This is a genomic window from Rhizobium chutanense (assembly GCF_002531935.1).
GTDB lineage: Bacteria > Pseudomonadota > Alphaproteobacteria > Rhizobiales > Rhizobiaceae > Rhizobium > Rhizobium chutanense.
The window spans coordinates 131,485-154,719 of the sequence record NZ_NWSV01000001.1 but is presented as its reverse complement, the minus strand read 5'-3'; the positions used below and the strand labels follow the sequence as shown (position 1 = coordinate 154,719).

The 23,235-nt window shown below is 62.1% G+C and carries 22 protein-coding genes; 17 read left to right on the top strand and 5 right to left on the bottom strand.

What is annotated here, in order from left to right; translation table 11 throughout:
* Positions 1-73 precede the first annotated feature (73 nt).
* From CO666_RS00755 to CO666_RS00725, 7 genes are all read left to right on the top strand, one after another.
* Positions 74-3,058, top strand: a complete 2,985-nt coding sequence (locus CO666_RS00755) for a 2-oxoglutarate dehydrogenase E1 component (protein ID WP_097610269.1) — start codon at positions 74-76, stop codon at positions 3,056-3,058.
* A gap of 15 nt (positions 3,059-3,073) precedes the next feature.
* A complete protein-coding gene (locus CO666_RS00750; protein WP_097610268.1) occupies positions 3,074-3,382 on the top strand; it encodes a YciI family protein in 309 nt (102 codons plus the stop codon).
* A 39-nt stretch (positions 3,383-3,421) separates the two neighbouring features.
* On the top strand, positions 3,422-4,681 hold the full coding sequence (odhB, locus tag CO666_RS00745; protein WP_097610267.1) for a 2-oxoglutarate dehydrogenase complex dihydrolipoyllysine-residue succinyltransferase: 1,260 nt from the start codon (positions 3,422-3,424) through the stop codon (positions 4,679-4,681).
* Between the two features lie 129 nt (positions 4,682-4,810).
* Entirely contained in the window at positions 4,811-5,302 is a 492-nt protein-coding gene (locus CO666_RS00740; RefSeq protein ID WP_245436729.1) for a hypothetical protein, read from the top strand.
* Complete coding sequence (locus CO666_RS00735; RefSeq protein ID WP_097610266.1) at positions 5,299-6,051, top strand: SDR family oxidoreductase; 753 nt, start codon at positions 5,299-5,301, stop codon at positions 6,049-6,051. Before CO666_RS00740 ends, CO666_RS00735 begins: the two co-directional genes overlap by 4 nt.
* A gap of 95 nt (positions 6,052-6,146) precedes the next feature.
* Positions 6,147-7,553, top strand: a complete 1,407-nt coding sequence (lpdA, locus tag CO666_RS00730; RefSeq protein ID WP_097610265.1) for a dihydrolipoyl dehydrogenase — start codon at positions 6,147-6,149, stop codon at positions 7,551-7,553.
* Between the two features lie 102 nt (positions 7,554-7,655).
* Positions 7,656-8,156, top strand: coding sequence for a cytochrome b (locus tag CO666_RS00725; RefSeq protein WP_097610264.1), 501 nt, complete (start codon positions 7,656-7,658; stop codon positions 8,154-8,156).
* A 12-nt stretch (positions 8,157-8,168) separates the two neighbouring features.
* Here CO666_RS00725 and CO666_RS00720 read toward each other — a convergent pair whose 3' ends face one another.
* Both CO666_RS00720 and CO666_RS00715 read right to left on the bottom strand, forming a co-directional pair.
* Positions 8,169-9,245: a TraB/GumN family protein gene (locus CO666_RS00720; protein ID WP_097610263.1), complete on the bottom strand. Its 1,077-nt coding sequence runs from the start codon at positions 9,243-9,245 to the stop codon at positions 8,169-8,171.
* Positions 9,246-9,333: 88 nt separating this feature from the next.
* Positions 9,334-10,269, bottom strand: a complete 936-nt coding sequence (locus CO666_RS00715; RefSeq protein WP_097610262.1) for a tyrosine recombinase XerC — start codon at positions 10,267-10,269, stop codon at positions 9,334-9,336.
* 140 nt (positions 10,270-10,409) lie between these two features.
* On the opposite strand from CO666_RS00715, the gene CO666_RS00710 reads away from it, so the two are divergent.
* Complete coding sequence (locus CO666_RS00710; protein WP_097610261.1) at positions 10,410-11,360, top strand: GNAT family N-acetyltransferase; 951 nt, start codon at positions 10,410-10,412, stop codon at positions 11,358-11,360.
* A gap of 16 nt (positions 11,361-11,376) precedes the next feature.
* A complete protein-coding gene (locus CO666_RS00705) occupies positions 11,377-11,826 on the top strand; it encodes a GNAT family N-acetyltransferase (RefSeq protein ID WP_097610551.1) in 450 nt (149 codons plus the stop codon).
* Here CO666_RS00705 and CO666_RS00700 read toward each other — a convergent pair.
* Complete coding sequence (locus tag CO666_RS00700) at positions 11,807-12,739, bottom strand: dihydrodipicolinate synthase family protein (RefSeq protein ID WP_097610260.1); 933 nt, start codon at positions 12,737-12,739, stop codon at positions 11,807-11,809. The two genes, CO666_RS00705 and CO666_RS00700, sit on opposite strands and share 20 nt — an antisense overlap.
* A 189-nt stretch (positions 12,740-12,928) precedes the next feature.
* Here CO666_RS00700 and CO666_RS00695 point away from each other — a divergent pair, with 189 nt between their 5' ends.
* The 8 genes from CO666_RS00695 to CO666_RS00660 all read left to right on the top strand — a co-directional run bounded on the left by CO666_RS00695 (position 12,929) and on the right by CO666_RS00660 (position 20,975).
* Complete coding sequence (locus tag CO666_RS00695; RefSeq protein WP_097610550.1) at positions 12,929-15,145, top strand: primosomal protein N'; 2,217 nt, start codon at positions 12,929-12,931, stop codon at positions 15,143-15,145.
* A 77-nt stretch (positions 15,146-15,222) separates the two neighbouring features.
* Positions 15,223-15,612: an AGROH133_08824 family phage infection protein gene (locus tag CO666_RS00690; RefSeq protein ID WP_097610259.1), complete on the top strand. Its 390-nt coding sequence runs from the start codon at positions 15,223-15,225 to the stop codon at positions 15,610-15,612.
* 255 nt (positions 15,613-15,867) lie between these two features.
* On the top strand, positions 15,868-16,434 hold the full coding sequence (locus tag CO666_RS00685; RefSeq protein WP_085738612.1) for a F0F1 ATP synthase subunit delta: 567 nt from the start codon (positions 15,868-15,870) through the stop codon (positions 16,432-16,434).
* Complete coding sequence (atpA, locus tag CO666_RS00680; protein WP_085738611.1) at positions 16,434-17,963, top strand: F0F1 ATP synthase subunit alpha; 1,530 nt, start codon at positions 16,434-16,436, stop codon at positions 17,961-17,963. Before CO666_RS00685 ends, atpA begins: the two co-directional genes overlap by 1 nt.
* 28 nt (positions 17,964-17,991) lie before the next feature.
* Positions 17,992-18,876, top strand: coding sequence for a F0F1 ATP synthase subunit gamma (locus CO666_RS00675; protein WP_097610258.1), 885 nt, complete (start codon positions 17,992-17,994; stop codon positions 18,874-18,876).
* A gap of 22 nt (positions 18,877-18,898) precedes the next feature.
* Positions 18,899-20,329, top strand: coding sequence for a F0F1 ATP synthase subunit beta (atpD, locus tag CO666_RS00670; protein ID WP_097610257.1), 1,431 nt, complete (start codon positions 18,899-18,901; stop codon positions 20,327-20,329).
* Entirely contained in the window at positions 20,329-20,568 is a 240-nt protein-coding gene (locus tag CO666_RS00665) for a hypothetical protein (protein WP_097610256.1), read from the top strand. The genes atpD and CO666_RS00665 overlap by 1 nt, the downstream gene beginning before the upstream one ends.
* Positions 20,568-20,975: a F0F1 ATP synthase subunit epsilon gene (locus CO666_RS00660; RefSeq protein WP_097610255.1), complete on the top strand. Its 408-nt coding sequence runs from the start codon at positions 20,568-20,570 to the stop codon at positions 20,973-20,975. Before CO666_RS00665 ends, CO666_RS00660 begins: the two co-directional genes overlap by 1 nt.
* Positions 20,976-21,107: 132 nt before the next feature.
* Here CO666_RS00660 and CO666_RS00655 read toward each other — a convergent pair whose 3' ends face one another.
* Positions 21,108-21,845: a sugar transferase gene (locus tag CO666_RS00655; protein WP_097610254.1), complete on the bottom strand. Its 738-nt coding sequence runs from the start codon at positions 21,843-21,845 to the stop codon at positions 21,108-21,110.
* A gap of 167 nt (positions 21,846-22,012) precedes the next feature.
* Positions 22,013-23,233, bottom strand: coding sequence for an acyltransferase family protein (locus CO666_RS00650; protein WP_097610253.1), 1,221 nt, complete (start codon positions 23,231-23,233; stop codon positions 22,013-22,015).
* Positions 23,234-23,235: the final 2 nt, after the last annotated feature.

The following is a 23,235-nucleotide window of genomic DNA, read 5'->3' as shown; positions in this document are numbered from 1 at the left end:
CGGAATGCGGCAGCCGGCGATAGCCGGCAATTCATCAAAGTCAGGAGGCGGACGGAAGCGTCCGCATAACACCATGGCACGGCAAGAAGCCAACGAGCAGTTTCAGATCACCTCGTTTCTGGATGGCGCCAACGCGGCCTATATCGAGCAGCTTTATGCGCGATACGAAGAGGATCCGGCGTCGGTCGACGATCAGTGGCGCACCTTCTTCAAGGCGCTGGAGGACGATCCCAGCGATGTGAAGAGAGCGGCCAAGGGGGCTTCCTGGCGCAAGAAGAACTGGCCGCTGGCGGCCGGCGGCGATCTGGTGTCGGCGCTCGACGGCGACTGGGGCATCGTCGAAAAGGTCATCGAGACCAAGGTCAAGGCCAAGGCCGAAGCGCAGGGCAAGCCTGCCGACAGCACCGACGTTCTGCAGGCGACACGCGATTCCGTGCGCGCCATCATGATGATCCGCGCCTACCGCATGCGCGGCCACCTGCATGCCAAGCTCGACCCGCTCGGCATCGCCGCATCGGTCGACGACTATCGCGAGCTGTCGCCTGAGAATTACGGCTTCACATCAGCCGATTACGACCGCAGGATCTTCATCGACAACGTGCTCGGCCTGGAATACGCGACCATCCCAGAGATGATCGATATTCTCGAGCGCACCTATTGCTCGACGCTCGGCGTCGAATTCATGCACATCTCCAATCCGGAAGAGAAGGCCTGGATCCAGGAGCGTATCGAAGGTCCTGACAAGGGCGTGGCCTTCACGGCCGAAGGCAAGAAGGCGATCCTTTCCAAGCTCATCGAAGCCGAAGGTTACGAACAGTTCCTCGACGTCAAGTTCAAGGGCACCAAGCGCTTCGGCCTCGACGGCGGGGAATCGCTGATCCCGGCGCTGGAGCAGATCTTGAAGCGCGGCGGTCATCTCGGCCTCAAGGAAGCCGTCTTCGGCATGGCCCATCGCGGCCGCCTGAACGTGCTCTCCCAGGTTATGGGCAAGCCGCACCGGGCAATCTTCCACGAATTCAAGGGCGGCTCCTACGCACCCGACGAAGTCGAAGGTTCGGGCGACGTCAAGTACCATCTCGGCGCCTCCTCCGACCGTGAATTCGACGGCAACAAGGTGCATGTCTCGCTGACGGCAAACCCCTCGCATCTTGAAATCGTCGACCCGGTCGTCATGGGCAAGGCCCGCGCCAAGCAGGACATGAATGCGGCTGTCTGGGACGGCGACATCATTCCGCTTTCCGAACGCGCCAAGGTTCTGCCGCTCTTGATCCACGGTGATGCGGCCTTCGCCGGCCAGGGTGTCATCGCCGAAATCCTCGGCCTTTCCGGTCTGCGCGGCCATCGCGTCGCCGGCACCATGCACGTCATCATCAACAACCAGATCGGCTTCACCACGAACCCGGCCTTCTCGCGCTCGTCGCCCTATCCGTCCGACGTCGCCAAGATGATCGAGGCGCCGATCTTCCACGTCAACGGCGACGATCCGGAAGCGGTCGTTTATGGCGCCAAGATCGCCACCGAATTCCGCATGAAGTTCCACAAGCCTGTGGTGCTCGACATGTTCTGCTATCGCCGCTACGGCCACAATGAAGGCGACGAACCGTCCTTCACGCAGCCGAAGATGTACAAGGTCATCCGCGGCCACAAGACCGTGCTGCAGATCTATGCGGCGCGCCTCGTCGCCGAAGGCCTGCTCACCGAAGGTGAAGTCGAGAAAATGAAGGCCGACTGGCGCGCCCATCTCGAACAGGAGTTCGAGGCCGGCCAGCACTATAAGCCGAATAAGGCCGACTGGCTTGATGGCGAGTGGTCGGGCCTGCGCGCGGCCGACAACGCCGACGAGCAGCGCCGCGGCAAAACGGCCGTGCCGATGAAGACGCTGAAGGAGATCGGCCGCAAGCTGTCGGAGATCCCGGCAGGCTTCAATGCGCATCGCACGATCCAGCGCTTCATGGAAAACCGCGCCAACATGATCGCCACCGGCGAGGGCATCGACTGGGCGATGGCTGAAGCGCTCTCCTTCGGCGCGCTTTGTGTCGAAGGCAGCAAGATCCGTCTGTCCGGCCAGGATTGCGAACGCGGCACTTTCTCGCAGCGTCATTCGGTTCTCTACGATCAGGAAACCGAGGAACGCTACATCCCGCTCGCCAATCTCTCGCCGACGCAGGGTCGCTACGAAGTCATCAATTCGATGCTTTCGGAAGAGGCCGTGCTCGGTTTCGAATACGGCTACTCGCTTGCCCGCCCGAACGCGCTGACGCTCTGGGAAGCCCAGTTCGGCGATTTCGCCAACGGCGCGCAGGTGGTTTTCGACCAGTTCATCTCGTCGGGCGAACGCAAATGGCTGCGCATGTCGGGTCTCGTCTGCCTGTTGCCGCATGGTTATGAGGGTCAGGGTCCGGAACATTCCTCGGCCCGCCTCGAGCGTTTCCTGCAGCTCTGCGCAGAAGACAATATGCAGGTCGCCAATGTCACGACGCCGGCGAACTACTTCCATATCCTGCGCCGGCAGCTGAAGCGCGACTTCCGCAAGCCGCTGATCCTGATGACGCCGAAATCGCTGCTCCGCCACAAGCGGGCGGTCTCGACGCTTGCCGAAATGGCCGGTGAATCCGCCTTCCATCGCCTGCTCTGGGACGATGCCGAAGTGATCAAGGACGGCCCGATCAAGCTGCAGAAGGACAACAAGATCCGTCGTGTCGTCATGTGCTCCGGCAAGGTCTATTACGATCTTCTCGAAGAACGCGAAAAGCGCGGCATCGACGACATCTATCTTCTGCGTGTCGAACAGCTCTATCCGTTCCCGGCAAAGGCGCTGATCAACGAACTGTCGCGCTTCCGCAATGCCGAGATGGTCTGGTGCCAGGAAGAGCCGAAGAACATGGGCGCATGGTCGTTCATCGATCCCTTCCTCGAATGGGTGCTCGCCCATATCGATGCAAAGTACCAGCGCGTCCGTTATACCGGCCGTCCGGCCGCCGCCTCGCCGGCGACGGGCCTGATGTCCAAGCATCTGTCGCAGCTCGCCGCATTCCTCGAGGATGCATTGGGCGGCTAAAACAAGGAGGGCGCAATGGCTTATTTCTTTCTGAGACTGCAGCCGCCGCGCCCGACTTTCCCGCATGACGGAACGGGCGAGGAAATGGCGGCGATGAAACGCCATGTCGAATACTGGCACCGCCATGCTCTTGCGGGATCGGCGATCGTCGTCGGTCCCGTCTTCGAGGGTGAAGGCGCCTTCGGCATGGCAGTCGTCGAAGTCGAGGATCTGGCGGCGGCACAAGCTCTTGCCGACGGCGATCCGATTATCGCTTCCGGGTTCGGTTTCCGTTTCGATATTCTGCCGATGCCCTCGATCATTTTGCGGCCGCCCGCCGTCTGAAACGCATAAACGAAAACACACGAAATCAGGATTTGAACAATGGCCACAGAAATCCGCGTTCCAACTCTCGGTGAATCCGTCAGCGAGGCAACCGTCGGCACCTGGTTCAAGAAGGTCGGCGACGCCATCAAGGCCGACGAGCCGATTCTCGAGCTTGAAACCGACAAGGTGACCATCGAAGTTCCCGCACCGGCCTCCGGCACGCTTTCGGAAATCGTTGCTGCTGCCGGCGAGACCGTCGGCCTCGGTGCGCTGCTCGGGCAGATCTCCGCAGGTGCCGGCGCCGCCGCCGCACCGGCTGCGGCTGCACCGGCCGCAACGCCTGTCCAGCCAGCCCCGGCCGCTGCTGCCCAGCCGGCGGCGGTTGCCGCTGCTGCATCGTCGTCGAGCGCCTCCGTCTCCACCATGCCGCCGGCACCGGCGGCTTCGAAGATGCTTGCCGAAAACAATCTTTCCGCCGATCAGATCGACGGCAGCGGCAAGCGCGGCCAGGTGCTGAAGGGCGATGTCATCGCCGCCGTCGCCAAGGGCATTTCCGCTCCGGCAGCAGCCCCCGCCGCTCCGGCCGCCGCGCGCGGCCCGTCGACGGTCGAGGATGCTTCGCGCGAAGAGCGCGTGAAGATGACGCGCCTGCGCCAGACGATCGCCAAGCGCCTCAAGGACGCGCAGAACACCGCCGCCATGCTGACCACCTACAATGAGGTGGACATGAAGGCGGTCATGGATCTGCGCAACAAGTACAAGGACATTTTCGAGAAGAAGCACGGCGTCAAGCTCGGCTTCATGGGCTTCTTCACCAAGGCGGTAACGCATGCGCTGAAGGAATTGCCGGCCGTCAACGCCGAGATCGACGGCACCGACGTCATCTACAAGAACTACTGCCATGTCGGCATGGCCGTCGGCACCGACAAGGGCCTCGTCGTTCCTGTCATCCGCGACGCCGACCAGATGTCGATCGCCGAAATCGAGAAGGAACTCGGCCGTCTTGCCAAGGCAGCCCGTGACGGCTCGCTCTCCATGGCCGACATGCAGGGCGGCACCTTCACCATCACCAATGGCGGCGTCTACGGTTCGCTGATGTCTTCGCCGATCCTTAACGCGCCGCAGTCCGGCATCCTCGGCATGCACAAGATCCAGGAACGTCCGGTTGCGATCGGCGGCCAGGTGGTCATCCGTCCGATGATGTATCTGGCGCTGTCCTACGATCACCGCATCGTCGACGGCAAGGAAGCGGTCACCTTCCTCGTGCGCGTCAAGGAGAGCCTCGAAGATCCGGAACGTCTGGTTCTCGATCTCTAAGGAGCATTTTCGATGCGGAACCGGATCATGCGAGCGGCGCGCCTTCTTGCTTGCGCTGCCGCCGCGCATGCACCGGTCTCTGCGTCGGCGGCCAGCTTCGGGACCGGCATCACGGCGGGGCGGAAGGGCGTGGCTGCCATCGCGGCCGCCGCGTTTTTCGTCGTGCCTGCCGCCACATCCGGCGCCGAGTGTAAACAGGAACGGGCCGTCTACGTCGACCGCGACGGCGCTTATGAATTGCGCTTCGCACCGCTGAATTCTCCCTCGGCTGCCGCCAGCAACCAGTTCAAGATCAGCGCGCTCAAGACGTCCGTCATCATGGAAGGTTATGTCATGCCATCGGAAGATCCGGTGCGTGCCATCGGCATCCTGATGTTCAATTGCCCCGAAGGCGATGCGACCGGCGCCGATCTGGATGCCTGCACGGTCTGGCAGGGCGCCGTCTATGGGATGAATGCCGAGGGTGAGCTCGACAATCTGCAGCCGGAAGGTGCTGCGGCGGCTGAAAAGCTCGTGCTTCCGGGCCTTGGTCCTGCCATTCGCGAATCCAGCGCCTGGGGCGAGGGCAAGGCGTCCGTGGCGCCCTGGGACGTGCTTGTTTTCAAGGAGTGTGCGACATGAGCGATGCCCCTGTTGTTCTTGTGACCGGCGGAAGCCGGGGCATCGGCGCGGCGGTCTGCCGCCTCGCTGCGCGCCAGGGCTGGCGTGTCGCGGTGAATTACGCCTCCAACCGCAAGGCCGCCGATGCCGTCGTCGCGGCGATCGTCGAAGGTGGCGGCGAGGCCGTGGCGATTGAAGGTGATGTCGGCAAGACTGCGGATATCGCCTTGATGTTTGCGGCCGTCGACCGGCATTTCGGCCGACTCGACGGGCTGGTCAACAATGCCGGCATCGTCGACCAGCCGCAGCGGGTCGACGAGATGTCGGCGGAGCGGATCGAGAGCATGCTGCGCATCAATGTGACCGGCTCCATGCTCTGCGCCGCAGAGGCCATACGCCGGATGTCGCGCCGGCACGGCGGGCAGGGCGGGGTGATCGTCAACGTCTCGTCGATGGCGGCGATCCTCGGTTCGGCGACGCAGTATGTCGATTATGCCGCCTCGAAGGCGGCGATCGACACGTTTACCGTGGGGCTTTCGCGCGAGGTTGCCGGCGAGGGCATCCGCGTGAATGCGATCAGACCCGGCATCATCGAAACCGACCTCCATGCTTCGGGCGGGCTGCCGGACCGGGCGCGCGAAATGGCGCCGTCGGTCCCGATGCAGCGCGCGGGTACGCCCGAGGAGGTGGCGGATGCAATCCTCTATCTTCTGTCTCCTTCGGCTTCCTATGTAACCGGCGCGATCCTCAATGTGAGCGGCGGCCGCTAGAACGCCAGGGCAAAACAGCACGCAGTATATTCTCGAATTCTTCGGCCAAACGTCGCGCGCGGCCGATTAAACGAAAAATCCAAAGGGAAAAACAAATGTCCTACGATGTCATCATTATCGGAACCGGCCCGGGCGGCTATGTCTGTGCCGTCAAGGCAGCCCAGCTCGGCCTCAAGGTCGCCGTCGTCGAAAAGCGCGCGACCTATGGCGGCACCTGCCTGAATGTTGGCTGCATCCCGTCGAAGGCGCTGCTGCATGCCTCCGAAATGTTCCATCAGGCCGGCCACGGCATGAGCGCGCTCGGTATCGATATCCCGGCACCGACGCTCAACCTCGGCAATATGATGGCCCACAAGGATGCGACGGTGAAGGCGAATGTCGACGGCGTCGCCTTTCTCTTCAAGAAGAACAAGATCGATGCCATCAAGGGCAACGGCAAGATCGTCTCGGCCGGCAAAGTTTCCGTTACCGCCGAAGACGGCACGGTCCAGGAGATCGAGGGCAAGAACATCGTCATCGCCACCGGCTCCGAGGTCGCCGGCATTCCCGGTGTACAGGTCGAGATCGATGAAAAGACCATCATCTCGTCCACCGGCGGCATCGCGCTGGAAAAGGTGCCGGAAACGCTGATCGTCGTCGGCGGCGGCGTCATCGGTCTCGAACTCGGCTCGGTCTGGTCGCGACTCGGCGCCAAGGTCACCGTCGTCGAATATCTCGACACCATCCTCGGCGGCATGGACGGCGAAGTCTCCAAGCAGTTCCAGCGCATGCTTGCCAAGCAGGGTATCGATTTCAATCTCAGCGCCAAGGTCACCGGCGTCGAAAAGGGCGACAAGGGCGCCAAGGTCACGTTCGAGCCGGTCAAGGGCGGCGACAAGGTGACGCTCGACGCCGAAGTTGTGCTGATTGCCACCGGCCGCAAGCCCTTTACAGCGGGTCTCGGCCTGGAAGAGGCCGGTGTTGCGCTCGACAATCGCGGCCGTGTCGAGATCGACGGTCACTTCAAGACCAATGTCGCCGGCATCTATGCGATCGGCGATGTGGTCAAAGGTCCGATGCTGGCGCATAAGGCCGAGGACGAGGGTGTGGCGCTTGCCGAAATCCTTGCCGGCCAGCATGGCCACGTCAATTACGAGGTCATTCCGAGCGTCGTCTACACCCAGCCGGAAATCGCTTCGGTCGGCAAGACCGAGGAAGAGCTGAAGGCGGCAGGCGTTGCCTACAAGGTCGGTAAGTTCCCGTTCACCGCAAACGGCCGTGCCCGCGCAATGCTGGCAACCGACGGTTTCGTCAAGATCCTTGCCGACAAGGAAACCGACCGGGTGCTCGGCGGCCATATCGTCGGCTTCGGCGCCGGCGAGATGATCCACGAGATCGCCGTGCTGATGGAGTTCGGCGGTTCGTCGGAAGATCTCGGCCGCAGCTGCCACGCGCATCCGACAATGTCGGAAGCGGTCAAGGAGGCCGCGCTCGCGACCTTCTTCAAGCCGATCCATATGTAAGCTTACATCTTCGTAACAAAGCCTGCAGCCGCTTGCCGCAAGGCAGGCGGCTGTTTTATTTGTGGAGCACCGCAGAGTCCGGCATTTGATGAAGGGGAAGACATGCAGCAGCCGTCCGCCAAGGGTTACAGCCTAAGCCAGCGTCTTCTCCACTGGACGGTGGCGCTGTTGATCTTCTTCAACCTGCTGTTTCCCGACGGCATGAACATCTGGCATCGGCTGATACGCAGAGGCGAGGTGCCGACGCCGGAGCAGATTGCGTCGGCGAATATCCATGCCTATGTCGGCATTGCCATCCTGCTGCTCGCCGTCCTCAGGCTCTGTCTGCGTTTTGCCCAGGGCGTACCGCCCGAGGTCTCGCAAGAGCCGGCAATCTTTCGTCTCGCGGCAAAACTCGCCCATGCCGGGCTTTACATCCTGATCTTCGCCATGCCGCTTTCGGGCATCGCGGCCTATTATTTCGGCATCAATCCGGCCGGGTCGTTCCACGCGGACATCCTGAAGATCATTCTCTGGGCGCTGATCGCGGCGCATGTCGCCGGCGCGCTCATTCATCAGTTTTATTGGAAAAGCAATGTGCTGCGCCGCATGACGCTCGGCTGAGGGCCGGCTTGTTCAGTTGACCGCCGTCACCGTGAAGCCCTGTTTGCGCAGCAGTTCGATGACGCCGTCCTTGCCGGGCAGGTGCAGGGCGCCGACGGCCATGAAGACGTTGCCGCTGTCGAGAATGGGCGCGGCGCGCTCTGCCATGACCTTGTTGCGATCGAGGATGACGCGCTGTTCGAAGGCGGCGTAGTCGTTGCTTTCGTCCTTGTCCTCAGGCGTCACGGTCTTCAGCATCGGCATGGTCATGCCGATATCGCCGGAGAGATAGAGGTCGGTCATCGTCTCCACCACATCGCTCATCTTGTCGCCGAGCTCCAGGGTCTCGATCAGCGACTTCAGATGGAATTCGATCGGCAGGTCGGCCATGGCCTGGATCTGTTCGGCCAGCGTTTCCAGCCCCTTGACCTGTTTGCCCTCGGCAACGGCATCGGTAGCGATCTTCTGGTCGAGGAACTGCACGCCCTTTGCCTTGCGGGCGATTTCGCAGGCAGGCAGCGCGACGGCGCTGGAGATCATCCACGGCCGCATGCGGGAGACCGCACTGAGCGGGATACCGCGCTGCTTGAGGCCGGCTTCGAGGCGCTTATAGTCCTCGGGAGAAAGCAGCTTGTCGATCGTCGTGCCGTCGGTGAACATCGTCAGTTCAGGCCTTGCGAGCAGGGCGGCGGTCGCCTTGCGCTCATCGAGGATCTCGTCGGATTCGATGATGATCGTATTCGCCGCGTCGTGGGCGGCCTGGGCGCGCGGCGGCAGGGCCAGCACACGCGGGTCGGTGACATGCATGCTGCCGAGCAGCCAGGAGGGTGCAAGTCCGGACTTTTCGATCTTCCAGAAGATGCCTTTGCCGTTCGGCGTTGCCTCGGCTTCCTTTACCGCCTCGGCATAGCGGGCCGGATCGTTCTGCTGCAGCTCGACCATTAGGTTGCGACCGGTGCAGGCCGCGTCTTCGGCCGCTGCCGGCCTTGCCACGAGGAAAGCGACAAACAAGGCCGCGAGCAGCAGCATATGAAAGGCTGCGATCAACCAGAGAAGCAGATTGGCCGACACTGCAAGGTAAGACGTCCGGCGGCCGATTGATATCGTCATGATGGTGTTTCCGATCACATGCCTTATGCGTGTCATGCTCTACGCCCGGCTTGCGCATATTCCCTTAAGAGAATGCGTTAACGAAAGCTTAGGCGCGCGGATGGGCGCGATCATACACTTCCAGGAGCCGCGAGGCATCCACCCCGGTATAGACCTGTGTTGTCGAGAGGCTGGCATGGCCGAGCAGTTCCTGGATGGTGCGCAGATCGCCGCCGCCGGCAAGCAGGTGGGTGGCGAAGGAGTGGCGAAGCGCATGGGGCGTCGCCGTCTCCGGCAGGCCGAAGGCGCTGCGCAGTTTCTGCATGGCGCGCTGGATGATGGCCGGCTGCAGTTTGCCGCCGCGCGCGCCGCGAAACAGCGGCTCAGCGCTTTCCAGATCGTATGGGCAGAGCGTGCGATATTTCTCGACCGCGTCGAAAACCACGGAGAGCAGCGGCACCAGCCGCGTCTTGTTGCCCTTGCCGGTGATGCGCAGCGTCGTGGCACCCTTTTGCAGGTCGGCGGGAACGAGATCCAGCGCCTCGGAGATACGCAGGCCGCAGCCGTAGAGCAGCGTCATGACGGCTGCGTCGCGCGCAGCGATCCAGGGTTCGTCGTGGAGCTGGGCTTCGTTGCTGACGACGGTGATCGCCTGCGTGTCCGACAGCGGCTTGGGCAGCGATTTCGGCTGCTTCGGCGAACGGATCGCGCCGGCGCCGGCGGCATTGACCAGGCCCTTCTTTTCGAGATGGCGCAGCAGCGAGCGAAGCCCGGCGAGATTGCGGCCGAGCGAGCGAGCGCCGGAGCCCTGCTTGCGCCGGGCCGCCAGGAAGGCGCGGAAATCGGCGGGGCGCAATTCCCTGATATCGCCAAGCGTCGCCGGGCCGGCGAGATGGCCGGTCAGGAATGTCAGGAACTGGCGGGTGTCACGCTCATAGGCATCCAGCGTATGCTCGGAAAGACGGCGTTCGCGAGCGAGATTTTCGAGCCATGCGGCCCGTTCCGCCATCAGGCGCGGATCGGCGATGATCAAGAGTTCGTTCACGTCACTGGCCTTGAATTTGCCTTCAAGTCCGCCAATTTGAAGCAGGAACGGTTATGGAATTGCTAATGCCGGCCAAACCTTTGTCATTCCCAGATCATATTCTGCTGCGATAGCTTTATACCCCATAGACAGGATCTTTCATGGCACGGCGCGATTCCATGACGGCTTTCGGACAGCTCGCGGAAGCGATCGCTCTCGTTTCACAGGGAAAGCCCGGTCATATCGTCGACACGCTGATTGCCGAACGCGGCCAGAGGATCGTGAAACATCCGCTCTGGCCGGTCATGCGGCCGTTCCTCTACACGCTGCTGCGCTACAACAAGGCGATCGAATTCGCCAATGCGGTCGCCAAAATGCCGGGCTTCCAGTCGTTCGAATATCTGAGCGGCGTGCTGAAACTCGACATCGGCATCATCAATGGCGAACGCATTCCGGAAACCGGCGGCTTCATCCTCGTCAGCAATCATCCCACGGGCATTGCCGACGGCGTTGCCGTGTTCGATCTCCTGAAGGCGCGCCGGCCGGATATGATGTTCTTTGCCAATCGCGATGCGATCCGCGTCAATCCACGCTTTGCCGAGATGATCATCCCCGTCGAATGGCGCGAGGAATATAAGAGCAAGCTGAAGGCGCGCGAGACGCTGCAGCTGACCAACCACGCGGTGCGGGAAGGCAAGGCGACGGTGCTCTTTCCCTCCGGCCGCATCGCCTATTGGGCGAACGGCCGGCTGATCGAACGCCCATGGAAGACTTCGGCCGTCGGGCTGGCGCGTAAATACAATCTGCCGATCCTTCCCGTCCACATGACGGCGCGCAATTCCGGCCTGTTCTATTGGCTGGCGAAATGGTCGACGGAGCTTCGCGACATGACGGTGTTTCACGAGCTGTTGAACAAACGCGGCGACCGCTTCGATTTCATGATCGGCAATCTCGTTCCTGCCGAACATCTGGACGGCGATCTCAACGAGGTGACGAAGGCGCTGGAGAAACATACGGTGCACGATATGGCAGCCGATGGTGATGCGACCTTCGCGCCGGTCGGCCCGCCGGCTGCGGCGATGCCCCGTGAGCTGCCGGTTCCTGCAATTTAAATCGATCGGCATTGCCGTGATGATCGATATCCGCATGATCCGCGATCGGTTGCCGCAGGAGATCGCAGATCTCGAAAGCGCGGCCCGGCAAGAGGGATATCGCCATATCACCCGTCTTGTCGACGAATGGGCGGCCGGCGGCACCAGGTTCGAGCGTGACGGCGAAAGGCTGCTGGGCGCCTATGTCGATGAGGCGCTCGCCGGCATCGGCGGCATGACCGTCGAACCCGCCCTATCGGGAGCGTTGCGGATGCGGCGTTTCTACATCGGTCCGGCAATGCGTGAGCGCGGCATCGGCCGGAAGCTGGCCCTGGCGCTGCTCGACCATGCGCGGTCCTGCGGCAGCATCGTCACCGTTCATGCGGGAAACGATGGCGCGGCAAAATTCTGGGCGTCGCTCGGATTTCAGGCCGACGGGCGGGACGGATACACACATCGTCTCGATCTCACGCCCCGATCTCCTTGAGGCGGATCGCCTGACGCGCCAGCAGCCGCTCGACATCGGCAATATCGGGCGCCGAAAGCCCGGCGCCCGGTTTGCGCAGGGCGGCGGACCCGATCACGCCCCGCTTGGCGAGCACATATTTGCGGCAGGCAAGGCCGATGCCCTGCTGCTGTTCGTAACGGGCGAGCGGCAGGTAGGCGTCGAAGATTTCATAGGCACGATCGGGATGTCCGGCCGCATAGGCCGCGACGACACCGACCATCATCTCCGGATAGCAGAAGCCGGTCATGGCGCCATCGGCGCCGCGGCCCATCTCTTCGGGCAGGAAAAGCCCGCCATTGCCGCAAAGGATCGAGATGCGCCGCATGCCGCCCTTGTCGCTGGCGGCGCGAAGCGCCGATATCTTCGCAAGGCCCGGCCAATCCTCGTGCTTGAGCATGACGCAGTTCGGCACCTCGTTGACGATGCGCTCGATGACCTTGGGTGCGATCGTCACATTGGTGGTGAGGGGATAATCCTGCAGGACGAAGGGCGTATTACCCAGGGCCTCGCCGACCGACTGGTAGAAGGCGAAGGCCTGGTCGTCGGTCTTGACGGTCCAGGGTGGCGCGACCATGACGCCGGCAGCACCCGCTGCCATGACCGCTTCGGAAAGTTCACGCATCGGAGCAAGCCCCGGCGCCGAGACGCCGACCACGACGGGAAGACGGCCGTCCAGGCGCTTCAGCACGCGTTCGACCACAGTCCGCGATTCCTCGGCGGTCAGCTTCGGGGCCTCGCCGAGTTGGCCAAGCACCGTCAGTCCGGTAACGCCGGCGCCCTCGTAGAAATCGACCATGCCGTCGATGCTGGCAAGATCGAGCGCGCCGTCATCGGTGAAAGGGGTGACGGCGATCACATAGACGCCCTTGGCATCTTCGGTCAGTCTGGCCATTGGTGCTCTCCAATTCAGCGGCCGAAGAATAGCGCTTCGGCATTTCGAACACGATCGTCCGGCAATCTATGCAGCTGATCGCTTGCCCGGCAACCTTTTCGTTCGGGCTGCAGGCGATCACGGATGCAAGAGACGCCGCCTCGTCTTTGCGGTTCCAATTCCATCGATTTGCGGGCATGGTCTCGCCCGATGAGCACAGATTCGTCCGATCTCTTTGGCGCGCTTTTCGAGGCACCGCCCGCGAACCGAACGGTTCCCGTGCTGGTGCCGATGCCGGCGTCGAAACCCTATTCCTATTCGGTGCCGGATGGCATGGCGGTCGAGCCCGGCTCGGTCGTGCAGGTACCGCTCGGGCCGCGGCAGGTGATCGGCGTCGTCTGGGACGGCGGCGAGGACGGTGTCGATCCGAAGAAATTGCGGCCGATCAGCCATGTCTTCGACTGCCCGCCGCTCTCCCGGGAGATGCGCGATTTCATCGATTGGGTGGCGACCTATACGCTCTCGCCGCCGGGCCTCGTCGCGCGCATGGCGCTGAGGGCGCCGAACGCTTTCGAGCCGGAGCCGATGGTGGAAGGGCTGAAATTCGTCGGCGGCGAACCGGAGCGGATGACGCCGGCGCGCGCCCGGGTGCTCGATACCGCCGCCGCCGGGCTTTCCTGGACACGCAGCGGCCTGGCGCATGCGGCGGGGGTTTCGGCGAGCGTCGTCGACGGGCTGATCACGCTCGGCATTTTCGAGACGATATTCCTGCCGCCGCCGCCGGTGGTGGCGATGCCCGATCCGGATTTCGCCGCCGCACGCCTCGAAGGGCCGCAGAGGGCGGCGGCAGAAGAGATCGTGTCCGACATCCGCAAGGGTGAGTTTTCGGTGTCGCTGATCGACGGGGTGACCGGCTCCGGCAAGACCGAGGTTTATTTCGAGGCGATTGCCGAGACGCTGAAACGCGGCAGGCAGGTGCTGATCCTGCTGCCGGAGATCGCGCTGACGGCCAGTTTCATGGAGCGTTTCCAGGATCGCTTCGGGGCAAAGCCGGCCGAATGGCATTCCGATTTGGCGCCGCGCATGCGCGAAAAGGTCTGGCGCCAGGCGGTGACCGGCGAAGTCAGGGTCGTGGCCGGCGCCCGCTCGGCGCTCTTCCTGCCCTTCGAGGATCTCGGCCTGATCATCGTCGACGAGGAGCACGATCCTGCCTACAAGCAGGAGGACCGCGTCTTCTACAATGCGCGCGACATGGCCGTGGTGCGCGGCCGCATCGGCGATTTTCCCGTCATTCTGGTCTCGGCGACGCCGTCGGTCGAAAGCCAGGTCAACGGCCAGAGCGGGCGCTACAGCACCGTCCACCTGCCGACGCGTTTCGGCGACGCGGCGCTGCCGGACCTGCATCTCATCGATATGCGCCGGCACGCTCCGGAGCGCGGCGGCTTCCTGTCGCCGGTGCTGATCCGGGCGATCGGCAAGACGGTGGAGAAGCGCCAACAGGCGCTGCTTTTTCTCAACCGGCGCGGTTATGCGCCGCTGACGCTCTGCCGGGTCTGCGGCCACCGGTTCCAATGCCCGCAATGTTCGAGCTGGCTGGTCGAGCATCGCTTCCGCAAACAGCTGCAATGCCATCAATGCGGCTATGCCGAGCGCACGCCGGAAGCATGCCCGGAATGCGGCACGCTCGACCATCTCGTTGCCTGCGGGCCAGGCGTCGAGCGTATTGCCGAGGAGGTGGAACGGCATTTCCCGGAGGCGCGGACCATCGTTCTCTCCTCCGATATCATGGGCGGAGTGAAGCGGCTGCGGCTGGAGCTCGATGCAATCGCCAAGGGCGAGGCCGATATCGTCATCGGCACCCAGTTGGTCGCCAAGGGGCATAATTTTCCGCTGATGACGCTGGTCGGCATCGTCGATGCCGACCTCGGCCTTGCCAATGGCGACCCGCGCGCCGCCGAGCGCACCTTCCAGCTGTTGTCGCAGGTGACGGGTCGGGCCGGGCGCACCGGCCTCAAGAGCCATGGGCTGCTGCAGACCTACCAGCCGCAGCATCCCGTCATGCAGGCGATCGTGTCGGGCAATTCCGACGCCTTCTACGAGCGCGAGATCACCGAACGCGAACGCGCCATATTGCCGCCGTTCGGCAGGCTCGCCTCGATCATCGTTTCGGCCGAAACCCGCCATGACGCCGAAAACCATGCCCGCGGCATGCGCAACGCGGCGCCGCAAGTGTCCGGCATTTCGGTGCTCGGCCCGGCCGAAGCGCCGCTTGCGCTGGTGCGCGGCCGCCACCGCTTCCGCCTGCTGGTGCACGGCCGACGGAACTCCGACATGCAGGGCTTCCTGCGGGCGATGCTGTCGCAATCGCCCAAGGAGCGCGGATCGGTACAGGTGCAGCTCGACATCGATCCGCAGAGTTTTCTCTAAAACATAAGGCCGCCATTTCCTCCTTTTCCGGCGCATGCCATAAACACCGAATCATCCGGGCGATTTGGGGCCGACGCATGGAATTTTACTTTCCGACCGAGCTTGGCGAGCAGCTTGCCTTTTGTTCCGCCGCTTTCACGGCGCTCGCCGGCTTCATCATGATGTTTGCGCCGGGACAAGCCTTCCGCCTTCTCGGCCTCCAGGTGCAGGAGGGGCGGCGGGAAGGTTTCGGCGAGGGACGCTCGATGGGCGGTTTCTATCTCGGCTTCGGCCTGTCGGCCATCCTGCTCGCCCAGGACTGGATCTACATGGCGCTCGGGGCCTCCTTTGCGATGGCAGCCTTTGCCCGTATCATATCGATCCTGTCCGATAAGGGGAGTAATCTCGTCAACTATTTACTTCTGGTTGTGCAGATCGCTTTGGCCGCCCTGCCGCTGCTCTATGTTTTCGGCTTCATCCAAACGTGAATCTCCTGGCTGGCAGACGGTCTCCCTGACCGGCTTTCAGGCCATTGCGCAATTTTGCGAACAGAAATTCATGTGAAAGGCGTATTCGGGCATTACGCGTGTTGCGAGTCCGAACATCCTATGTTAGACGGACCCCGAATTTCGGAAGAAGCAAGAGGCTTCTCTTGTGATTTCTGGGGGAAATCAAAACGAATTCAAGATCATAGGTTCGGCGCCCGCCGAGAGCCGGATTTTGGGTTGAAATCAGGGAAATTTGTGCCAGTGGCAGACACGTCCCAGCTTACTTCTGGTGTTGCAGAGCGCTATGCCTCGTCGCTTTTCGAGCTGGCGCTCGAAGAGAACGCCGTCGGTACCGTAACTGCAGATCTTGACCGTTTCCAGGCGATGCTGGACGAGAGCGATGATCTGAAGCGCTTCATCCTGAGCCCGGTTTTCTCCGCCGAGGACCAGCTGAAGGCGATCGTCGCCATCAGTGAAAAGGCCGGCATCTCGGGCTTCTTCGCCAATTTCCTGAAGGTCGTGGCGCGCAACCGCCGCCTGTTTGCCCTGCCGGGCATGATCAAGGCCTTCCGGCTGATCGCCGCCAATCATCGTGGCGAAATTTCCGCCGAGGTTACCTCGGCCCATGCTCTCTCCGCAGAGCAGGAAAATGAATTGAAGGCGGCGCTGAAGGGCGTCACCGGCAAAGACGTGGCGATTGCCGTCACGGTTGATCCGTCAATTCTTGGTGGTCTGATCGTCAAGGTCGGGTCCCGTCAGATTGATACGTCTCTTCGTACCAAACTCTCTACCCTTAAGCTTGCATTGAAAGAGGTCGGCTGATGGATATCCGCGCCGCGGAAATTTCCGCAATTCTCAAAGACCAGATCAAAAATTTCGGCAAAGAGGCAGAAGTCTCGGAAGTCGGCCAGGTTCTCTCCGTCGGTGACGGTATCGCTCGCGTTTACGGTCTGGACAATGTTCAGGCCGGTGAAATGGTCGAGTTCCCCGGCGGCATCCGCGGCATGGCCCTGAACCTTGAATCTGATAACGTCGGCGTCGTTATTTTCGGCTCCGACCGCGACATCAAGGAAGGCGACACCGTCAAGCGTACGGGCGCCATCGTTGACGTTCCGATCGGTCCGGAACTGCTTGGCCGCGTCGTCGACGCGCTCGGCAACCCGATCGACGGCAAGGGTCCGATCAACGCGACCCGCCGTGCGCGCGTCGACGTCAAGGCCCCGGGCATCATTCCGCGCAAGTCGGTACATGAGCCGATGTCGACCGGCCTCAAGGCCATCGACGCCCTCATCCCGGTCGGCCGCGGCCAGCGCGAGCTCGTCATCGGCGACCGCCAGACCGGCAAGACCGCGATCCTGCTCGACACCTTCCTGAACCAGAAGCCGATCCACGACAACGGCCCTGACAACGACAAGCTCTACTGCGTCTACGTCGCCGTCGGCCAGAAGCGCTCCACCGTTGCTCAGTTCGTCAAGGTTCTCGAAGAGCGCGGCGCCCTGAAGTACTCGATCATCGTTGCTGCGACGGCTTCCGACCCGGCTCCGATGCAGTTCCTCGCTCCGTTCGCAGGCTGCGCAATGGGCGAATACTTCCGCGACAACGCCCAGCACGCCCTGATCGGCTATGACGACCTGTCCAAGCAGGCTGTCGCTTACCGCCAGATGTCGCTGCTGCTGCGCCGCCCGCCGGGCCGCGAAGCCTATCCGGGCGACGTTTTCTACCTGCATTCGCGTCTCCTCGAGCGCGCCGCAAAGATGAACGACGACAAGGGCGCCGGTTCGCTGACCGCTCTGCCGGTTATCGAAACGCAGGGCAACGACGTTTCGGCCTTCATTCCGACCAACGTGATCTCGATCACCGACGGCCAGATCTTCCTCGAAACCGACCTGTTCTACCAGGGTATCCGTCCGGCCGTTAACGTCGGTCTGTCGGTTTCCCGCGTCGGTTCCTCGGCCCAGATCAAGGCGATGAAGCAGGTTGCCGGCTCGATCAAGGGCGAACTCGCCCAGTATCGCGAAATGGCAGCCTTCGCCCAGTTCGGTTCTGACCTCGACGCTGCAACGCAGCGCCTGCTGAACCGCGGTGCACGCCTGACCGAACTCCTGAAGCAGCCGCAGTTCTCGCCGCTGAAGACGGAAGAGCAGGTCGCCGTGATCTTCGCCGGCGTCAACGGCTATCTCGACAAGCTGCCGGTCGCATCGGTCGGCAAGTTCGAGCAGGGCTTGCTTTCGTACCTGCGTTCGGAAGGCTCCGCCATCCTCGACGCAATCCGCACGGAAAAGGCAATCAGCGATGATACCAAGGGCAAGCTCAATGCTGCTCTCGATAGCTTCGCAAAGTCTTTCTCGTAATCGGGCCCTAAGTTAGGACGGATAACGGATGCCTTCACTTAAGGATCTGAAAAACCGGATCGCCTCCGTCAAGGCGACGCAGAAGATCACCAAGGCGATGAAAATGGTCGCCGCGGCGAAGCTTCGGCGTGCGCAGGAGGCGGCCGAGGCCGCCCGGCCCTATTCGCAGCGCATGGGTGCGGTCCTGGCGAACATCGCCAAGGCCGTCACCGAGGCGGATGGCGCGCCGGCGCTGATGACAGGCACCGGCAAGGACCAGGTTCACCTGCTGGTGGTCTGCACGGCCGAACGCGGTCTGTGCGGCGGCTTCAACTCGCAGATTGCGCGCTTTGCGCGTGACCATGTCCGCAAGCTGCTTGCCGAGGGCAAGACGGTGAAGATCTTCACGGTGGGCAAGAAGGGTTACGACATCCTGCGCCGTGAATATGCGTCGCTGATCATCGAGCGCAAGGAACTGCGCGAGGTCAAGAAGATCGGTTTCGAGAATGCCGACCAGATCGGCAAGCGCATCATCGAGATGTACGAGGCCGGCGAGTTCGATATCTGCACGCTGTTCTACTCCGAGTTCAAGTCGGTGATCAGCCAGGTTCCGACTGCACAGCAGCTCATCCCGGCCAAGGCTCCGGAAGCCGTCACCGAGGATGCAGAACATGCGGGCGCCGTCTACGAATACGAGCCGGATCCGGCATCGATCCTCGACGACCTGATCCCACGCAATATCTCCGTCCAGATCTTCCGCGCTCTCCTTGAGAACGTCGCGGGCGAGATGGGCGCCAAGATGAGCGCGATGGACAATGCGACGCGCAATGCCGGTGAGATGATCAACAAGCTGACGCTGAACTACAACCGTCAGCGTCAGGCTCAGATCACCAAGGAACTGATTGAAATCATTTCGGGCGCGGAAGCGCTCTGAGTTAGGGAAAGAGGGTAAGAAAATGGCTGAGGCAGCTACCCGCTCTGTCGGCAAAGTCACCCAGGTTATCGGCGCCGTCGTCGACGTTGCTTTCGAAGGCGAACTGCCGGCGATTTTGAACGCGCTCGAAACCGACAATAACGGCGTCCGCCTGGTTCTCGAAGTCGCTCAGCATCTGGGCGAAAACGAAGTCCGCACCATCGCGATGGACTCGAGCGAAGGTCTCGTTCGTGGCCAGCAGGTCATCGATACCGGCGCTCCGATCTCGGTTCCGGTCGGCGATGAAACGCTCGGCCGCATCATGAACGTCATCGGCGAGCCGGTCGATGAAGCAGGCCCGCTGAACACCGCTCACAGGCGCGCCATCCACCAGGACGCTCCGGCTTACGTCGAGCAGTCCACGGAAGCGCAGATCCTCGTCACCGGCATCAAGGTGGTCGACCTTCTCGCGCCTTACGCAAAGGGCGGCAAGATCGGCCTGTTCGGCGGCGCCGGCGTCGGCAAGACCGTTCTCATCATGGAACTGATCAACAACGTCGCCAAGGCGCACGGTGGTTACTCGGTTTTTGCGGGCGTCGGTGAACGCACCCGCGAAGGCAACGACCTTTACCATGAAATGATCGAATCGGGCGTTAACAAGCACGGCGGCGGCGAAGGCTCCAAGGCTGCGCTCGTTTACGGCCAGATGAACGAACCGCCGGGCGCCCGCGCTCGCGTCGCGCTGACCGGTCTCACCGTCGCAGAACATTTCCGCGACCAGGGTCAGGACGTTCTGTTCTTCGTCGACAACATCTTCCGCTTCACGCAGGCTGGTTCGGAAGTGTCGGCTCTGCTAGGCCGTATTCCTTCGGCCGTGGGTTATCAGCCGACGCTCGCAACCGACATGGGCCAGATGCAGGAACGCATCACCACGACGACGACGGGCTCGATCACCTCGGTCCAGGCCATTTACGTTCCGGCCGACGACTTGACCGACCCGGCGCCGGCAACCTCGTTCGCCCACTTGGACGCAACGACGGTTCTGTCGCGTTCGATCGCCGAAAAGGGCATCTATCCGGCCGTCGATCCGCTCGACTCGACCTCGCGCATGCTCGATCCGCTCGTTGTCGGCGAAGAGCACTACGAAATCGCCCGTAAGGTTCAGTCGACGCTGCAGCGCTACAAGGCCCTGCAGGACATCATCGCCATCCTGGGCATGGACGAACTGTCCGAAGAGGACAAGCTGTCGGTTGCCCGCGCCCGTAAAATCGAGCGCTTCCTGTCGCAGCCGTTCTTCGTCGCCGAAGTCTTCACCGGCTCGCCGGGCAAGCTGGTTGCTCTCGAAGACACGATCAAGGGCTTCAAGGGCCTCGTCAACGGCGAGTACGACAATCTGCCGGAAGCTGCCTTCTACATGGTCGGCTCGATCGACGAAGCCATCGAAAAGGCCAAGAAGCTCTCTGCAGCTGCTTGATGACCGATGCCTCGGACGAGATATTCTGCTGCGACTCCCTCAAGGGGGTCGTGGCGGATCTTCCGGAACCGGCAGCGCCGATCATCTATCGCGCCGATAACGGCGTGATGATGATGGTGGTGGGTCTGGTCCAGAGCGAGGAAGGCCTCGGTTACCTCGACCAGGCAATAATGCACTGCCCGTTCTGCGGGACTAAATTGCAAGATGCGAAAGCCATAGCCGAGAAGGTAAGTCACTGATGGCTGACAATTTCAACTTTGAGCTCGTTTCGCCGGAGCGTCTGCTGCTGTCGGAGATGGTGACCGAGGTCGTCATTCCTGCGACTGAGGGCGAAATGACCGTCATGGCGCACCACGCGCCGACGATGACGACGATCAAGCCCGGTGTCGTGAGCGTGCGTTCGGCTTCCGGCAGGAAGCAGGACTATGTCGTGTTCGGCGGTTTTGCCGATATCCTGCCGACCGGCTGCACCTTGCTTGCCGAATCCGCGGTTCCGGTCGAGGAACTCCACAAGGACGAGCTGACCCGTCGCATCGAAGCCGCTCGCCTGGAGCTCGAACATGCCGAGTTGCACGAGCACAAGTCGAAGCTCGAGCACTTCATCATGGAACTGACGCATCTGAGCGGCATCGTGCAACAGGACTGATCGCAACCGAATGCGATGACGAAAGGCGGCTGCAACAGCCGCCTTTTTTATGTCCGTCGATCTGTCGGCTGACGAAAGACAGAAGTGAAAAGGCGGCGACCACGTGCGGCTTTGCCGATGCAGTGAATCGGCTCAGAAGCCGGTGCCGCCGCGCAGTTCGATGACCAGCGTCTTCAACAGAATCTTCAAGTCGAGCAGCAGGCTGAAATTCCTGACATAATAAATATCGCAGGCGATGCGGGCCCGGGCTTGCAGCGGCCGTGCCGTCGGTCCGCGCCATCCGCGCGTCTGCGCAAGGCCGGTAATGCCGGGACGCATGATGTGGCGGTGATGGTAGTCGGGCACGAGTTCTTCGTAGAGCCGGCCGGCCGCCCGCATGTTGATGGCGTGGCAGCGCGGGCCGACCAGCGACATGTCGCCCTTGAGGACGTTCAGAAGCTGCGGCAGTTCGTCGATATTGGTCTTGCGGAGCACCGCGCCGATGCCCGTCACCCGGCTGTCGCCCTTGACCGTCTGTTGCACGCCGCTCGGATCGCAAGCTTCGGCGCGCATCGTGCGGAACTTGAAGACGGTGATCTTGTGGCCGTTCAGTCCCCAGCGGATCTGGCGGAAAAATACCGGCCCGCCGTCGTCGAACTTGATGAAGAGCGCGATCGCCAGAAAAAACGGCGCCAGAACGATGAGAGCGCTGAGCGAGGCGACAATGTCGATCAAACGCTTCACGCCGAGCCGCACAGCCATCTTTCTTTCAACGAGAGAAAAGCTGTCCGGCTGGCGAATGTTGGAATTCGCGATAACCAGGGACCTGATTTTGTCCTGACGCTGAGACGGATCGAAGCGTGAATTCGTCTTCGAAGTATAAGCATTCATTACGCAAGGCCCACAAGTTTAGATGCGATACTGAATTGCAGGGAGACAGATACATCCTCACGTATCGTTTGTCATCGGTTTAAATAAGAAATCCGTAACCCTAAAGAAGCCAAAAATGGGAGTAATTCGCGTTAACCTTAACGCCTCTAGTTGAGGTTATGAGGAATTTATACTTTGAAAGGAGTAGCCCGATTGGGCTGGCGCGATGTCAGGCGGTTGCCGATGTCGATCACCGGCTTTTCCAGCAGGGTGTAGCTGAGGCTTGCAACCAGAAGGACAAGTGCTCCCGCCAGTCCGCAGGACTGCAGCCAGCCGGTGACGACGTTTTCCGAGGAAACGCCGAACGAACCCTGGTCGAGCCTCTGGATCGATATCAGGATGATCTCCTGCCAGATATAGATGCCGAAGGAGATCTTTGCGATATAGCGGACCGGAGCGTTGTCGAGCAGCCTGCCCAGATATTGCGAATGGCAGAGCGAGACGAGGGCGGTTGCGATTGCCAGCGGAAAGACCGGGAAGCCATAGGGGATTTCGAGCCAGCCATAAGCTTCGGGGGTGCCGCCCGGCGATATGCCAAGGCGGTAGCCGGCAATGGTAAGGGCGAGCAGCGCTGCGCTATCGAACCAGGGGGAGGGCCTTCTGGGGAGCATCACCTCGACGCCGGCAGCAAGCGCGCCGAGCGCGAAGACGGCGAAGAAGCCGATCGGATTATATCTCGGCATCCACTCCTTCGCCCCGCCCTGGAGGCCGTATTGCCAGCCACGCCCGCTGTCGTCGAGCGCAAAGACGGTGAGGATCAGCAGATGGGCGAGGAGCACGCCGGCGATGAGGCAAAGCCAGGCGAAGCGGGCGAGGAGCGGACGCTGCCTCAAGGCCGGCAAACGAAACAGCAGGAAGAAGCAGGCCGGCAGCAGCACATAGCTGGTGACCTCGAAGGGAATCGACCAGAGCGGCCCGTCTGTCTCGACAGGAAAGAACGTGCGCCAATGCCATTGGCTCATGAACAGCAGCCCGGAGAGGTAGCGCAGCGCAAGCTCTGGCGTCAGCGGCAGGGCAAGCAGCGTCAGGCTGAGGGCGAAGCCGATGGTCGCGGCGAACCAGAAGCCCGGGGCGATGCGCGCCGCCCTGCGGATCGTGTAATGGCGAAGGCTCGGCATGTCGCGGCCGTCGTCGAGCGCCCGCCAGAAGGGATGGGCAAGAAGGAAGCCGCTGAGCACGAAGAAGATGGCGACGCCGAAATTACCGAAGCGGAGGATGTTTGCGGTCGACCCCAGTTCGTCGGGGATTCTGCGCATATCCAGCCGGATCGCCAGATGATGGACAAACACCAGCAGACAGGCCGTCGCGCGCAGAAAGTCCGCTCCGGCCAGTCTTTCCTGTTGTCGCATCC

Bases quoted from the DNA above. Each gene is read 5' to 3' on its own strand.
- CO666_RS00720 (WP_097610263.1), bottom strand. From the start codon at position 9,245: ATGACGATATCAATCGGCCGCCGGACGTCTTACCTTGCAGTGTCGGCC.
- CO666_RS00665 (WP_097610256.1), top strand. From the start codon at position 20,329: ATGACCGATGCCTCGGACGAGATATTCTGCTGCGACTCCCTCAAGGGG.
- odhB (WP_097610267.1), top strand. From the start codon at position 3,422: ATGGCCACAGAAATCCGCGTTCCAACTCTCGGTGAATCCGTCAGCGAG.
- lpdA (WP_097610265.1), top strand. From the start codon at position 6,147: ATGTCCTACGATGTCATCATTATCGGAACCGGCCCGGGCGGCTATGTC.
- CO666_RS00710 (WP_097610261.1), top strand. From the start codon at position 10,410: ATGGCACGGCGCGATTCCATGACGGCTTTCGGACAGCTCGCGGAAGCG.
- CO666_RS00725 (WP_097610264.1), top strand. From the start codon at position 7,656: ATGCAGCAGCCGTCCGCCAAGGGTTACAGCCTAAGCCAGCGTCTTCTC.
- CO666_RS00735 (WP_097610266.1), top strand. From the start codon at position 5,299: ATGAGCGATGCCCCTGTTGTTCTTGTGACCGGCGGAAGCCGGGGCATC.
- CO666_RS00700 (WP_097610260.1), bottom strand. From the start codon at position 12,739: ATGGCCAGACTGACCGAAGATGCCAAGGGCGTCTATGTGATCGCCGTC.
- CO666_RS00675 (WP_097610258.1), top strand. From the start codon at position 17,992: ATGCCTTCACTTAAGGATCTGAAAAACCGGATCGCCTCCGTCAAGGCG.
- CO666_RS00755 (WP_097610269.1), top strand. From the start codon at position 74: ATGGCACGGCAAGAAGCCAACGAGCAGTTTCAGATCACCTCGTTTCTG.
- CO666_RS00650 (WP_097610253.1), bottom strand. From the start codon at position 23,233: ATGCGACAACAGGAAAGACTGGCCGGAGCGGACTTTCTGCGCGCGACG.
- atpA (WP_085738611.1), top strand. From the start codon at position 16,434: ATGGATATCCGCGCCGCGGAAATTTCCGCAATTCTCAAAGACCAGATC.
- CO666_RS00695 (WP_097610550.1), top strand. From the start codon at position 12,929: ATGAGCACAGATTCGTCCGATCTCTTTGGCGCGCTTTTCGAGGCACCG.
- CO666_RS00750 (WP_097610268.1), top strand. From the start codon at position 3,074: ATGGCTTATTTCTTTCTGAGACTGCAGCCGCCGCGCCCGACTTTCCCG.
- CO666_RS00660 (WP_097610255.1), top strand. From the start codon at position 20,568: ATGGCTGACAATTTCAACTTTGAGCTCGTTTCGCCGGAGCGTCTGCTG.
- atpD (WP_097610257.1), top strand. From the start codon at position 18,899: ATGGCTGAGGCAGCTACCCGCTCTGTCGGCAAAGTCACCCAGGTTATC.
- CO666_RS00655 (WP_097610254.1), bottom strand. From the start codon at position 21,845: ATGAATGCTTATACTTCGAAGACGAATTCACGCTTCGATCCGTCTCAG.
- CO666_RS00690 (WP_097610259.1), top strand. From the start codon at position 15,223: ATGGAATTTTACTTTCCGACCGAGCTTGGCGAGCAGCTTGCCTTTTGT.